The organism is Streptococcus oralis (assembly GCF_001579175.1).
GTDB lineage: Bacteria > Bacillota > Bacilli > Lactobacillales > Streptococcaceae > Streptococcus > Streptococcus oralis_O.
Genome location: NZ_KQ970759.1, coordinates 64,326 through 79,029, shown reverse-complemented (window position 1 = coordinate 79,029; position 14,704 = coordinate 64,326). Strand labels below are relative to the sequence as shown.

15 protein-coding genes are annotated in these 14,704 nt (G+C 39.1%); 14 read left to right on the top strand and 1 reads right to left on the bottom strand.

What is annotated here, in order from left to right:
- Nucleotides 1-408: 408 nt before the first annotated feature.
- From SORDD24_RS00450 to erm(B), 7 genes are read left to right on the top strand one after another with little or no spacing between them, the layout of a single operon-like run.
- The gene (locus SORDD24_RS00450; protein ID WP_000420682.1) at nt 409-723 is read left to right on the top strand and encodes a YdcP family protein; all 315 of its coding nucleotides are present in this window, start codon (nt 409-411) and stop codon (nt 721-723) included.
- Nucleotides 724-738: 15 nt separating this feature from the next.
- On the top strand, nt 739-1,125 hold the full coding sequence (locus SORDD24_RS00445; protein ID WP_000985015.1) for a YdcP family protein: 387 nt from the start codon (nt 739-741) through the stop codon (nt 1,123-1,125).
- 28 nt (nt 1,126-1,153) lie between these two features.
- The gene (locus tag SORDD24_RS00440; protein WP_000813488.1) at nt 1,154-2,539 is read left to right on the top strand and encodes an FtsK/SpoIIIE domain-containing protein; all 1,386 of its coding nucleotides are present in this window, start codon (nt 1,154-1,156) and stop codon (nt 2,537-2,539) included.
- A gap of 2 nt (nt 2,540-2,541) precedes the next feature.
- Nucleotides 2,542-2,694 (top strand): conjugal transfer protein, encoded by a 153-nt coding sequence (locus tag SORDD24_RS10695; protein WP_072210699.1) that lies wholly within the window; start codon nt 2,542-2,544, stop codon nt 2,692-2,694.
- A 22-nt stretch (nt 2,695-2,716) separates the two neighbouring features.
- A complete protein-coding gene (gene mobT, locus SORDD24_RS00435) occupies nt 2,717-3,937 on the top strand; it encodes a MobT family relaxase (protein WP_000398285.1) in 1,221 nt (406 codons plus the stop codon).
- Nucleotides 3,927-4,094, top strand: a complete 168-nt coding sequence (locus SORDD24_RS11100; protein ID WP_000502600.1) for an MLS leader peptide — start codon at nt 3,927-3,929, stop codon at nt 4,092-4,094. The genes mobT and SORDD24_RS11100 overlap by 11 nt, the downstream gene beginning before the upstream one ends.
- Nucleotides 4,095-4,140: 46 nt before the next feature.
- Entirely contained in the window at nt 4,141-4,878 is a 738-nt protein-coding gene (erm(B), locus tag SORDD24_RS00425) for a 23S rRNA (adenine(2058)-N(6))-methyltransferase Erm(B) (protein ID WP_001038795.1), read from the top strand.
- Between the two features lie 256 nt (nt 4,879-5,134).
- Here the strand turns inward: erm(B) and SORDD24_RS00420 are convergent, their stop codons facing one another.
- Nucleotides 5,135-6,382, bottom strand: coding sequence for an ISL3 family transposase (locus SORDD24_RS00420; protein ID WP_000019067.1), 1,248 nt, complete (start codon nt 6,380-6,382; stop codon nt 5,135-5,137).
- Between the two features lie 179 nt (nt 6,383-6,561).
- Between SORDD24_RS00420 and SORDD24_RS00415 the strand changes: the two genes are divergently transcribed.
- From SORDD24_RS00415 to SORDD24_RS00385, 7 genes are all read left to right on the top strand, one after another.
- Nucleotides 6,562-6,783 carry a hypothetical protein gene (locus SORDD24_RS00415; RefSeq protein ID WP_001009056.1) on the top strand — a complete coding sequence of 74 codons (222 nt, stop codon included), beginning with the start codon at nt 6,562-6,564 and terminating at the stop codon, nt 6,781-6,783.
- 116 nt (nt 6,784-6,899) lie between these two features.
- The gene (locus SORDD24_RS00410) at nt 6,900-7,397 is read left to right on the top strand and encodes an antirestriction protein ArdA (RefSeq protein WP_000342539.1); all 498 of its coding nucleotides are present in this window, start codon (nt 6,900-6,902) and stop codon (nt 7,395-7,397) included.
- Nucleotides 7,398-7,485: 88 nt separating this feature from the next.
- On the top strand, nt 7,486-7,878 hold the full coding sequence (locus SORDD24_RS00405) for a conjugal transfer protein (RefSeq protein ID WP_000723888.1): 393 nt from the start codon (nt 7,486-7,488) through the stop codon (nt 7,876-7,878).
- Nucleotides 7,862-10,309: a conjugal transfer ATPase TcpF gene (locus tag SORDD24_RS00400; RefSeq protein ID WP_000331160.1), complete on the top strand. Its 2,448-nt coding sequence runs from the start codon at nt 7,862-7,864 to the stop codon at nt 10,307-10,309. The genes SORDD24_RS00405 and SORDD24_RS00400 overlap by 17 nt, the downstream gene beginning before the upstream one ends.
- 2 nt (nt 10,310-10,311) lie before the next feature.
- Entirely contained in the window at nt 10,312-12,489 is a 2,178-nt protein-coding gene (locus SORDD24_RS00395; RefSeq protein WP_061406561.1) for a CD3337/EF1877 family mobilome membrane protein, read from the top strand.
- Nucleotides 12,486-13,487, top strand: a complete 1,002-nt coding sequence (locus tag SORDD24_RS00390) for a bifunctional lytic transglycosylase/C40 family peptidase (protein WP_020224359.1) — start codon at nt 12,486-12,488, stop codon at nt 13,485-13,487. The genes SORDD24_RS00395 and SORDD24_RS00390 overlap by 4 nt, the downstream gene beginning before the upstream one ends.
- Nucleotides 13,488-13,501: 14 nt before the next feature.
- Entirely contained in the window at nt 13,502-14,416 is a 915-nt protein-coding gene (locus SORDD24_RS00385) for a conjugal transfer protein (RefSeq protein ID WP_033705454.1), read from the top strand.
- Nucleotides 14,417-14,704 lie beyond the last annotated feature (288 nt).

Here is a 14,704-nt window from a genome sequence, read left to right as displayed (position 1 = left end):
TAGGAAAATGATTGAATTTTGATGACAGATTTTTCCTTCGATTTGACAGGAGTTTTTCACCTATTTTATAGAAAAAATAGCATAAAAATCTAGTTATCCGCATAAAAACTGGACTTATCACACTTTATCAAGGTCAAAACCACTCAATTTACTACTAATTTACTACTTATGGATGAGCTTTGATACGACGATTTATCCTTGAAAAGTGAAGATATAAAGATACTTCCAATAAAATTTGAATATTTAATAGGTAGACACTTCAAAAAATGAGGTGTCTATTTTTTTACCCGATTTTGAAAGGAAGTGAACTTATGAAAACAAAAAATCAAGAATCAAAAGGTCGTTCCCCACTCTTTAAGACCATCAAACATTCATTCAGCCAATAAAAAAGAAAGGATAGGTAAAAATATGGAACTTAAATTTGTGATTCCCAACATGGAAAAAACATTCGGCAATTTAGAATTTGCTGGCGAGGATAAAGTCGTTCAGCGAAGAATCAACGGACGGCTAACTGTCTTATCAAGAAGCTATAATCTCTATTCTGATGTTCAAAGAGCAGATGATATTGTGGTGGTGCTTCCTGCTGAAGCTGGCGAAAAACATTTCGGCTTTGAGGAACGTGTGAAGTTAGTCAATCCACGTATTACCGCAGAGGGCTACAAAATCGGCACTCGTGGTTTTACAAATTACCTTTTACATGCTGACGACATGATAAAAGAATAAAGAAAGAGAGGAAAAATGATGAGATTAGCAAATGGCATTGTATTAGATAAAGACACGACTTTTGGAGAATTGAAATTCTCTGCTCTACGTCGTGAAGTGAGAATCCAAAATGAAGACGGGTCGGTTTCAGATGAAATCAAGGAACGTACCTATGACTTAAAATCCAAAGGACAAGGACGCATGATTCAAGTAAGTATTCCTGCCAGCGTGCCTTTGAAAGAGTTTGATTATAACGCACGGGTGGAACTTATCAATCCCATTGCGGACACCGTTGCTACTGCCACCTATCAAGGAGCAGATGTTGACTGGTATATCAAGGCAGACGATATTGTGCTGACAAAGGATTCTAGTTCATTCAAAGCTCAACCACAAGCAAAGAAAGAACCGACACAAGACAAATAGTCGCTAGGTAGAAAGGAGACTTTTTCGCATGAAACAGCGTGGTAAAAGGATTCGCCCATCTGGTAAAGATTTAGTCTTTCATTTTACGATAGCGTCACTCCTGCCTGTTTTCCTGCTGGTTGTCGGACTGTTTCATGTGAAGACAATCCAGCAGATCAACTGGCAGGATTTTAACCTATCACAAGCAGATAAGATTGACATTCCCTATTTAATTATCAGTTTCAGTGTCGCAATTCTTATCTGCTTGCTGGTAGCGTTTGTATTCAAACGGGTTCGCTATGATACGGTTAAACAACTTTACCACCGTCAAAAACTGGCAAAGATGATACTTGAAAACAAGTGGTATGAATCTGAACAGGTCAAAACAGAGGGTTTCTTTAAAGATAGTGCTGGTCGTACAAAGGAAAAGATAACCTACTTCCCTAAAATGTATTATCGACTTAAAAATGGCTTGATACAGATACGGGTGGAAATCACGCTGGGAAAATATCAAGACCAACTCTTACACTTGGAAAAGAAATTAGAGAGTGGCTTGTACTGTGAGCTGACGGATAAAGAGTTAAAGGATTCCTATGTGGAATATACTTTGCTCTATGACACCATAGCCAGTCGTATTTCTATTGATGAAGTAGAAGCTAAAGATGGTAAACTTCGCTTAATGAAAAACGTATGGTGGGAATATGATAAGCTCCCTCATATGTTGATTGCTGGTGGTACAGGTGGCGGTAAAACTTACTTTATACTGACACTGATTGAAGCCTTGCTTCATACAGATTCAAAACTGTATATTCTTGACCCGAAAAATGCTGATCTTGCGGACTTAGGTTCTGTGATGGCAAATGTCTACTATAGAAAAGAAGACTTGCTTTCTTGCATTGAAACATTCTATGAAGAAATGATGAAACGTAGTGAGGAAATGAAGCAGATGAAGAACTATAAGACTGGCAAAAATTATGCTTACTTAGGTCTCCCGGCACACTTCTTAATCTTTGATGAATACGTCGCTTTCATGGAAATGCTGGGAACAAAAGAAAACACCGCAGTTATGAATAAGCTGAAACAGATTGTCATGTTAGGTCGTCAAGCTGGCTTCTTTCTAATACTGGCTTGTCAACGTCCAGACGCAAAATATTTAGGCGACGGAATCCGTGATCAGTTTAATTTCAGAGTGGCTTTAGGTCGTATGTCTGAAATGGGCTATGGCATGATGTTTGGCAGTGACGTACAAAAGGATTTCTTCTTAAAGCGAATCAAAGGTCGTGGCTATGTTGATGTAGGAACAAGTGTCATATCAGAGTTTTATACTCCCCTTGTACCAAAAGGATATGATTTCTTGGAGGAAATTAAAAAGTTATCCAACAGCAGACAGTCCACGCAGGCGACGTGCGAAGCGGAAGTCGCAGGTGTGGACTGATCTTGCTGGCTGGTGTGGCAATAGCCACGCCAGCACTTAACCCCCCGTTTCTAACAGGGGGGTACAAATCGACAGGAAACAGTCAAAAAAACATTAGAAAATCCTTTGGTTACAAGGGATTTACAAAATTTCAGCGTATGTCAAATGGGCTTTAAAAGTTGACATACGCCTTTTTGATTGGAGGGATTTTTACTGAATGAACAAACTTGGTTACAGCATTTAAAAGAAAAACGCTTGGCTTATGGACTATCTCAAAACCGTTTAGCTGTTGCGACTGGTATTACAAGGCAGTATCTAAGCGATATTGAAACAGGAAAAGTCAAGCCATCAGAGGATTTACAGCAGTCCCTTTGGGAAGCTCTGGAACGCTTCAATCCCGACGCTCCCCTTGAAATGCTGTTTGATTATGTAAGAATTCGCTTTCCGACAACAGACGTACAGCAGGTGGTCGAAAACATCTTACAACTGAAACTGTCCTATTTTCTTCATGAGGACTATGGTTTCTATTCTTATTCAGAGCATTATGCTTTAGGCGACATATTCGTCCTTTGCTCCCATGAACTGGACAAAGGAGTTCTGGTGGAATTGAAAGGTCGTGGGTGCAGACAATTTGAAAGCTATCTTCTGGCACAACAAAGAAGCTGGTATGAGTTCTTTATGGACGTTTTGGTGGCTGGCGGTGTGATGAAACGCCTTGACCTTGCCATTAACGATAAGACAGGGATTTTAAATATCCCTGTACTCACTGAAAAGTGCCAACAGGAAGAATGTATCTCCGTCTTCCGCAGTTTTAAAAGCTATCGCAGTGGCGAACTGGTACGCAAAGAGGAAAAGGAATGTATGGGAAACACCCTCTATATCGGTTCATTACAAAGTGAAGTTTATTTCTGTATCTATGAAAAGGACTACGAGCAGTACAAGAAAAATGATATTCCCATTGAAGACGCAGAAGTAAAAAACCGTTTTGAGATTCGATTGAAAAATGAGCGTGCCTATTATGCAGTCCGTGATTTACTCGTCTATGACAATCCAGAGCATACCGCCTTTAAAATTATCAATCGGTATATCCGTTTTGTAGATAAAGACGATTCCAAACCTCGTTCTGATTGGAAACTGAATGAAGAATGGGCTTGGTTTATTGGGAACAATCGTGAACGATTAAAACTAACCACAAAACCAGAGCCTTACTCCTTCCAAAGGACGCTGAACTGGCTATCTCATCAAGTTGCCCCGACCTTAAAGGTTGCGATTAAACTTGATGAAATCAACCAGACGCAGGTTGTAAAAGACATTCTCGACCATGCGAAACTGACAGACCGACACAAGCAGATTTTGAAGCAACAGTCAGTAAAAGAACAGGACGTGATAACAACAAAAAAAGGATATAATGGGAGATAAGACGGTTCGTGTTCGTGCTGACTTGCACCATATCATAAAAATCGAAACAGCAAAGAATGGCGGAAACGTAAAAGAAGTTATGGAAATAAGACTTAGAAGCAAACTTAAGAGTGTGTTGATAGTGCATTATCTTAAAATTTTGTATAATAGGAATTGAAGTTAAATTAGATGCTAAAAATTTGTAATTAAGAAGGAGAGATTACATGAACAAAAATATAAAATATTCTCAAAACTTTTTAACGAGTGAAAAAGTACTCAACCAAATAATAAAACAATTGAATTTAAAAGAAACCGATACCGTTTACGAAATTGGAACAGGTAAAGGGCATTTAACGACGAAACTGGCTAAAATAAGTAAACAGGTAACGTCTATTGAATTAGACAGTCATCTATTCAACTTATCGTCAGAAAAATTAAAACTGAATACTCGTGTCACTTTAATTCACCAAGATATTCTACAGTTTCAATTCCCTAACAAACAGAGGTATAAAATTGTTGGGAATATTCCTTACCATTTAAGCACACAAATTATTAAAAAAGTGGTTTTTGAAAGCCGTGCGTCTGACATCTATCTGATTGTTGAAGAAGGATTCTACAAGCGTACCTTGGATATTCACCGAACACTAGGGTTGCTCTTGCACACTCAAGTCTCGATTCAGCAATTGCTTAAGCTGCCAGCGGAATGCTTTCATCCTAAACCAAAAGTAAACAGTGTCTTAATAAAACTTACCCGCCATACCACAGATGTTCCAGATAAATATTGGAAGCTATATACGTACTTTGTTTCAAAATGGGTCAATCGAGAATATCGTCAACTGTTTACTAAAAATCAGTTTCATCAAGCAATGAAACACGCCAAAGTAAACAATTTAAGTACCATTACTTATGAGCAAGTATTGTCTATTTTTAATAGTTATCTATTATTTAACGGGAGGAAATAATTCTATGAGTCGCTTTTTTAAATTTGGAAAGTTACACGTTACTAAAGGGAATGGAGATAAATTATTAGATATACTACTGACAGCTTCCAAGAAGCTAAAGAGGTCCCTAGCGCCTACGGGGAATTTGTATCGATAAGGGGTACAAATTCCCACTAAGCGCTCGGGACCCCTTGTAGGAAAATGTCCTAAGTGGGATATCTGTCAACTGGTATGGTTGACTAAAAATACTTCCTACGAAAATGTAGGGGGTATTTTTTTACGAAAAAATACAATCGATTCTTAAAAAGAAAAATTTTTGATTGGCAAAACCATAACAAGTTCGTTTTAGGGTTTTGATTTTGCGATTGATGCCTTCTAAAGGACCATTAGAGTATTCAAATTTAGCGCTATTTAAGACATATTTTCTGTTTTGACGAAGGGTTTGAATAGCAGTATCCATTTCTGTATTGGTTTTTTGGTAGTCTAAGATGGTTGACTCTAGTAATTCACTATTGCGCTCGTTTAGGGCTTTCGTGATATCTTGGTAAGTTTGGTATACTTCAGCGAACTTGGAAAATTTACTAGTAATGAGATCAACAGCATTTTGGCGAGTCATATATTGTTTAACGCCGCGAAGAAAAACTACTTCTTCAGGGTGAAGATCTTCAGCTTTTTTATGGAATAGCTTCCAATGTGACTTCATAATTTTATATTCTTGGCTCTGTTTATCAAGTTGCTTTAGGATAGAGATACGACAATTGTCCAAAGCGCGACCAGCTAATTGTACAAGGTGGAAGCGATCAATAATGATATTGGCATTAGGGAAAAGGCGATAGATAAAACTTTGATATTGAGCATTTAAATCAATTACAACTGATTGAACGCATTCGCGTTCGGCTTTTGAATAACGACTTTCAAAATAATCAACAATGGTAGGTGATAGACGATCCTGTAACTTTGTGACAATTTGGTGGGTTTCAGCGTCACAACAGATAAAGGACATCACAGACTTAATTGAACGAAACTCGTCAAAACATAGATGCTTAGGCAACTTAGCCACACGATAGTGTGGTTCCATGCGCTCTAAGATTGTTCGACGAACACTGCTAGGAGAGCAGTGACACATTTCAGCAATAAGCTGACCAGATAAGCCTTTACGAGCTAAAAGCATGATTTGATTTTTGAGATCACTGGATAAGGTTTGATTTTCTTTGGTTAAATTAGTAATAGCACCAAAAGTAGTATGGCATGATTTACATTTATAGCGTTGTTTACGAAGCTCTAGTTCATATCTTCTCCCATTTAAACTTGCCAGTCGTACATGAGTTTTGCGAAAGCCATCCTTATTAACTGTGGGAAAGCCACAGTTACGACAACGATTAATCGGATAAGAAAGAGTAGCTGTTATTAGCGTTATATACTCTTTAACAGAATCGTTGTTGTGTTCAGCTTCTTCAACAGAAATAATTTTAATATTTTTATCTTTAATTCCAAGAATATTTAGGATAGAATCATTATGGGACATTTGTTTAACCTTCTTTCATGATTTTTGTGGTGAATTGATTGTATAACGAGGGGACAGCAAATGTCCTCTTTTTTGTATAAAAAAATCTGGCATGGAATCTCTATCCATACCAGAAAGTGTATACCCCAAAAAAATAACTCAAATACAAATTCATTGAATATAGAGAGGAGAACATTTTTATGAATTTTGGACAAAACCTTTATAACTGGTTTCTATCAAACGCTCAATCACTGGTGCTTTTAGCAATCGTTGTGATTGGCTTGTATCTTGGCTTCAAGCGTGAGTTTAGCAAACTGATTGGCTTTTTAATTATTGCGATTATTGCGGTTGGCTTAGTCTTCAACGCTGCTGGAGTAAAAGACATTTTACTAGAGCTATTCAATCGCATTATTGGTGCTTAAATAAAACCGTTCTTTTGTGGAATATAAGTGGTTTTCTTATGTTCCGCAAAGGAATGGTACACCAAACGAAGTGCGGTAGGGATTTTTGAATCTCTACAAAGAAAGGACGTGAATATATGGACGATATGCAAGTCTATATTGCGAATTTAGGCAAATACAATGAGGGCGAATTGGTCGGTGCGTGGTTTACCTTTCCCATTGACTTTGAGGAAGTCAAAGAGAAAATCGGCTTGAATGATGAATATGAGGAATACGCCATTCATGACTACGAGTTACCCTTTACGGTTGACGAATACACTTCCATTGGCGAACTCAATCGACTATGGGAAATGGTATCGGAATTACCCGAAGAATTACAATCGGAGCTATCTGCTCTGCTCACTCATTTTTCAAGCATTGAAGAACTAAGCGAACATCAAGAGGATATTATCATTCATTCCGATTGTGATGATATGTATGACGTGGCACGCTACTACATTGAAGAAACGGGTGCTTTAGGCGAAGTACCAGCTAGTCTTCAAAACTATATTGATTATCAAGCCTATGGTCGGGATTTAGACCTTTCAGGAACGTTTATCTCAACCAATCATGGGATTTTTGAAATCGTCTATTAAATCTGTCGGTACATTACTACTGGCAGATTTTCTATTTTACGGGGTGGCTCAATCAGCTACCCCTATTTTTTATGAAAGGATTGATTACATGAAGAAAATACGAAGCTATACCAGTATCTGGTCTGTGGAAAAGGTACTGTATTCTATCAATGATTTTAGACTTCCGTTTCCCATAACCTTTACGCAAATGACATGGTTTGTCGTGTCACTCTTTGCAGTGATGATACTTGGCAACTTGCCCCCTCTTTCCATGATAGAGGGAGCATTTCTCAAATACTTTGGGATTCCTGTGGCTTTCACATGGTTTATGTCTACAAAAACTTTTGATGGTAAAAAGCCTTATGGATTTTTGAAGTCTGTCATTGCTTATGCACTGCGACCAAAGCTGACCTATGCAGGAAAAAAAGTAACGCTTGGCAGAAACCAGCCACAAGAAGCCATTACAGCAGTTAGGAGTGAATTTTATGGCATATCCAATTAAATACATTGAAAACAATCTCGTCTGGAATAAAGACGGGGAATGTTATGCTTACTATGAGCTTGTTCCTTACAATTACTCATTTCTAAGTCCAGAACAGAAAATACAAGTGCATGATTCTTTCAGACAGCTTATCGCACAAAATCGTGATGGCAAAATTCATGCTTTACAAATCAGTACAGAATCCAGCATACGTTCTGCACAAGAGCGTTCCAAAAATGAAGTCACTGGCAAGCTCAAAGCGGTTGCCTATGACAAAATCGACCAACAGACAGACGCTTTAATATCCATGATTGGCGAAAATCAAGTGAACTACCGTTTCTTTATCGGCTTTAAGTTGCTTCTCAACGATCAGGAGTTTTCTATGAAAAGTCTTACCGTTGAAGCAAAAAATGCTTTGTCTGATTTTGTCTATGATGTGAACCATAAGCTGATGGGCGATTTTGTTAGTATGAGTAATGATGAAATCCTGCGTTTTCAGAAGATGGAAAAGCTCTTAGAAAATAAAATCTCTCGTCGTTTCAAAATCCGCAGGTTAGATAAGGACGACTTCGGCTATCTGATTGAACACCTTTACGGACAGACAGGCACTGCCTATGAAGAGTATGAGTACCATCTATCAAAGAAAAAGCTGGATAATGAAACGCTGATTAAATACTATGACTTGATTAAGCCTACTCGCTGTTTGGTGGAAGAAAAACAGCGATATTTGAAAATCCAGCAGGAAGATGAAACCGTCTATGTAGCTTACTTTACCATTAACAGCATTGTCGGAGAACTGGACTTCCCGTCCTCTGAAATCTTCTACTACCAGCAACAGCAATTTACATTCCCGATTGATACGTCAATGAATGTGGAAATTGTAGCGAATCGTAAAGCCCTATCTACTGTCCGCAATAAAAAGAAAGAACTGAAAGACTTGGATAACCACGCTTGGCAAAGTGATAATGAAACCAGCTCCAATGTGGCGGAAGCTCTGGAAAGTGTGAATGAGCTGGAAACCAATTTAGACCAAAGCAAGGAATCTATGTACAAGCTGTCTTATGTGGTAAGGGTATCAGCAAATGATCTTGACGAACTCAAACGTCGTTGTAATGAAGTGAAAGATTTTTATGACGATTTAAGCGTAAAACTGGTACGACCATTTGGGGATATGCTCGGCTTACATGAAGAATTTTTACCTGCCAGCAAGCGTTATATGAATGATTATATTCAATACGTGACCTCTGATTTCCTCGCTGGTTTAGGTTTTGGTGCTACTCAAATGCTGGGGGAAAATGAGGGGATTTATGTTGGCTACAGCTTAGATACTGGACGCAATGTCTATCTGAAACCTGCTCTTGCCAGTCAAGGGGTTAAGGGTTCAGTAACCAATGCGTTAGCGTCGGCTTTTGTTGGTTCGCTGGGTGGTGGTAAATCCTTTGCGAATAACCTTATCGTCTATTATGCGGTGCTTTATGGGGCACAAGCAGTGATTGTAGACCCAAAAGCAGAACGTGGCAGATGGAAAGAAACCTTGCCAGAGATTTCCCATGAAATCAATATCGTCACTCTGACTTCTGATGAGAAAAACAAAGGCTTACTTGACCCTTATGTGATTATGAAAAATCCCAAAGATTCTGAATCACTGGCTATTGATATTCTGACATTCCTTACGGGGATTTCCTCTCGTGATGGGGAACGCTTCCCAATCCTTAGAAAAGCCATTCGTGCAGTAACCAATAGTGAAGTACGAGGGTTGATGAAAGTGATTGAGGAATTACGGGTTGAGAATACGCCACTAAGTACCAGTATAGCCGACCATATCGAAAGTTTTACAGACTATGACTTTGCACATTTATTATTCAGTAATGGTTATGTGGAGCAGTCTATCAGCTTAGAAAAACAACTGAACATTATACAGGTTGCGGACTTGGTACTTCCCGACAAGGAAACTTCCTTTGAGGAATATACCACTATGGAGCTTTTATCCGTTGCTATGCTGATTGTCATTAGTACCTTTGCTTTAGACTTTATCCATACAGACCGAAGCATTTTCAAGATTGTAGATTTAGACGAAGCATGGAGCTTTTTACAGGTAGCACAAGGAAAAACACTATCTATGAAGCTGGTTCGGGCTGGTCGTGCTATGAACGCTGGGGTATATTTCGTGACCCAAAATACAGACGACCTCTTAGATGAAAAACTGAAAAATAACCTCGGCTTAAAATTTGCATTTCGTTCCACTGACCTTAACGAGATTAAAAAGACCTTAGCCTTTTTTGGTGTAGACCCAGAGGACGAAAACAATCAGAAGCGATTGCGTGATTTGGAAAACGGGCAATGCCTTATCAGTGATTTATATGGTCGTGTCGGTGTGATACAGTTCCACCCTGTATTTGAAGAACTGCTCCATGCCTTTGATACCAGACCACCTGTGCGAAAAGAGGTGTAAATGTGAAACCATCAATAGTAAACAGAATAAAATCAAACTGGACGCTGAAACGTCTAGGTAAAGTGGCAATGACAGTGGCTTTCACACTTGTGATTGCCATTTTTCTTTTAGCCATGCTGGGAACGGTGGTTCAAGCTGCGGGCTTGGTAGATGATACGGTCAATGTGGCAAATGAATACAGCCGATACCCACTTGAAAACTATCAACTGGATTTTTATGTGGATAATAGCTGGGGCTGGCTTCCGTGGAACTGGTCGGACGGGATTGGAAAACAGGTCATGTATGGACTATATGCCATTACCAATTTTATTTGGACAATCAGTTTGTATGTTTCCAATGCGACAGGTTACTTAGTACAGGAAGCCTATTCCTTAGACTTCATTTCCGCTACAGCAGATTCCATTGGTAAGAATATGCAGACCTTAGCTGGTGTGAGTGCAAACGGATTTTCAACAGAGGGTTTCTATGTTGGATTCCTCTTACTCTTGATTTTGGTTCTTGGGGTTTATGTTGCCTATACGGGACTGATAAAGAGAGAAACCACAAAGGCAATTCATGCCATTATGAATTTTGTGCTGGTGTTTATCCTATCGGCTTCCTTTATTGCCTACGCTCCCGACTACATTAAAAAAATCAATGACTTTTCATCAGACATCAGTAATGCCAGTTTATCACTTGGCACGAAGATTGTCATGCCCCATTCCGATAGTCAAGGCAAGGACAGCGTGGACTTAATCAGAGATAGCCTGTTTTCCATACAGGTTCAGCAACCGTGGCTACTGCTTCAATACAACAGTTCAGACATTGAAAGTATCGGTATTGACCGTGTGGAAAGCCTGCTCTCCACCAGCCCAGATTCCAACAATGGCGAAGACAGAGAAAAAATTGTTGCGGAAGAAATTGAAGACAGAAGCAATACCAATCTAACCATTACAAAGACCATTAACCGTTTAGGTACAGTCTTCTTCCTATTTGTCTTCAATATTGGGATTTCCATATTTGTATTCCTATTAACAGGAATCATGATTTTCTCGCAGGTACTTTTTATCATCTATGCTATGTTTCTGCCTGTGAGCTTTATTTTAAGCATGATTCCATCATTTGATGGTATGTCAAAACGAGCCATAACAAAGCTCTTTAATACCATTTTGACACGAGCTGGAATCACATTGATTATTACGACAGCATTTAGTATTTCAACCATGCTCTATACCTTATCGGCTGGTTATCCGTTCTTTTTGATTGCTTTTCTACAGATTGTGACCTTTGCAGGAATCTACTTCAAGCTGGGCGATTTAATGAGTATGTTTTCTCTACAGAGTAACGATTCTCAAAGTGTGGGAAGTCGTGTGATGAGAAAACCTCGTATGCTTATGCACGCTCACATGCACCGTCTACAGCGGAAACTTGGACGTTCCATGACTACTCTAGGGGCTGGGTCTGCCATTGTTACAGGTAAAAAAGGACAGTCGGGTTCGGGGAGTTCTGCAAGGACACAAGCAGATCACTCCCGACCAGACGGAAAGGAAAAATCAACACTTGGAAAACGTATCGGTCAAACCATCGGTACAGTAGCTGATACCAAAGACAGAATGGTAGACACTGCTAGTGGTTTGAAAGAACAGGTTAAAGATTTGCCGACCAATGCAAGATATGCAGTATATCAAGGAAAATCCAAAGTAAAAGAGAATGTCCGTGATTTAACCAGTAGTATTTCTCAAACCAAAGCGGACAGAGCCAGTGGACGCAAGGAACAGCAGGAACAAAGGCGAAAAACCATTGCGAAGCGTCGCTCTGAAATGGAACAGGTCAAACAGAAAAAACAGCCTGCTTCTTCTGTTCATGAAAGACCGACTACAAGACAAGAACAATATCATGATGAACAGACCTCAAAACAGTCTAATATTCAGACTTCATATAAGGAATCTCAACAAGCCAAACAAGAGCGTCCAGCAGTTAAGTCCGATTTTTCAAGTCCAAAAGTGGAACGCCAAGGCAATACCGTTCAAGAAAAAACCGTTCAAAAGCCAGCAACTTCAACCACTACAGCAGATAGAACTTCACAACGTCCAATCACAAAAGAACGTCCGTCTACTGTTCAAAGAGTACCACTACAAAATACAAGAAGTAGACCACCAATCAAAACCGCCACCATTAAGAAAGGCAGTAAGAAACCATGAAGCTGAAAACTTTAGTGATTGGTGGTTCGGGATTATTCTTGATGGTCTTCTCACTGCTTCTGTTTGTCGCCATTTTATTTTCAGATGAACAAGATGGCGGTTTTTCCAACATTCACTATGGCGGTGTGGATGTTTCCGCAGAAGTGCTGGCTCATAAGCCTATGGTAGAAAAAGTTGCCAAAGAATATGGAATTGAAGAATACGTCAATATACTTCTTGCGATTATACAGGTGGAATCGGGTGGTACAGCAGAAGATGTTATGCAGTCCTCGGAATCCCTCGGTCTTCCACCTAATTCATTGAGTACAGAAGAATCCATTAAGCAAGGTGTGAAGTATTTCAGTGAGTTATTAGCCAGTAGCGAAAGGCTTGGTGTAGATTTAGAATCGGTTATCCAGTCCTACAATTATGGTGGTGGTTTCTTAGGATATGTGGCTAATCGTGGGAATAAATATACCTTTGAACTGGCTCAAAGTTTCTCAAAAGAGTATTCGGGTGACGAAAAAGTGTCTTACCCCAATCCCATAGCCATACCTATCAATGGGGGCTGGCGATACAATTACGGGAATATGTTTTATGTGCAACTGGTAACGCAGTATCTTGTCACAACAGAGTTTAATGATGATACAGTACAAGCCATCATGGACGAAGCTCTGAAATTTGAAGGCTGGAAGTATGTCTATGGCGGAGCTTCCCCGACTACCTCTTTTGATTGTAGCGGACTGACACAATGGACGTATGGAAAAGCTGGAATCAACTTACCACGAACAGCACAACAGCAATATGATGTAACCCGGCATATCCCATTATTGGAAGCAAAAGCCGGCGATTTGGTTTTCTTTCATTCTACCTATAACGCTGGCTCTTATATTACTCATATCGGGATTTATTTAGGCGATAACCGTATGTTTCATGCAGGCGACCCTATCGGTTATGCCGACTTAACAAGCTCTTACTGGCAACAGCATTTAGTGGGAGCAGGACGAATCAAACAATAAGAAAGGACGATTCAATGATGAAATTCGGAAAAAATCAGAATACAGAAAAACAGACACCAAAGGAAAAGAAACCTCGTGTCTATAAGGTCAATCCTCGTAAAAAGGTTGTGATTGTCCTATGGGTACTTTTAGGACTTAGTTTCAGCTTTGCGATATTCAAGCACTTTACAGCCATTGATACCCATACCATTCATGAAACCACCATCATAGAAAAGGAATATGTCGATACTCATCATGTGGAAAATTTTGTAGAGAACTTTGCGAAAGTCTACTATTCATGGGAACTAAACGACAAGTCCATTGATAATCGCATAGAAAACCTGAAAGCATATCTGACAGAGGAACTTCAAGCTCTGAATGTCGATACAGTTCGTAAAGATATTCCTGTATCGTCTTCTGTAAAAGGATTTCAGATATGGACGGTAGAAGCAGATGGCGACAATCAATTTGATGTAACCTACAGTGTAGACCAACTCATTACAGAGGGGGAAAATACAAAGACCGTCCACTCTGCTTATATAGTGAGTGTCTATGTAGACAGTACTGGAAATATGGTCCTCATTAAGAATCCGACCATTACTAGCATACCAAAGAAATCAGACTATAAACCAAAAGCTATTGAAAGTGAGGGTACGGTTGATTCCATTACAACCAATGAAATCAATGAGTTTTTAACGACGTTCTTCAAGCTCTATCCTACAGCGACAGCCAGTGAACTTTCCTACTATGTGAATGACGGGATATTAAAACCAATCGGAAAAGAGTACATCTTTCAAGAACTGGTAAATCCTATTCACAATCGTAAGGATAATCAAGTCACGGTATCGCTGACAGTGGAGTATATCGACCAGCAGACCAAAGCAACGCAGGTATCTCAATTTGATTTGGTACTTGAAAAGAACGGGAGTAATTGGAAGATTATAGAATAACAAATATTGGTACATTATTACAGCTATTTTGTAATCACGTACTCTCTTTGATAAAAAATTGGAGATTCCTTTACAAATATGCTCTTACGTGCTATAATTTAAGTATCTATTTAAAAGGAGTTAATAAATATGCGGCAAGGTATTCTTAAATAAACTGTCAATTTGATAGTGGGAACAAATAATTGGATGTCCTTTTTTAGGAGGGCTTAGTTTTTTGTACCCAGTTTAAGAATACCTTTATCATGTGATTCTAAAGTATCCGGAGAATATCTGTATGCTTTTTATGCC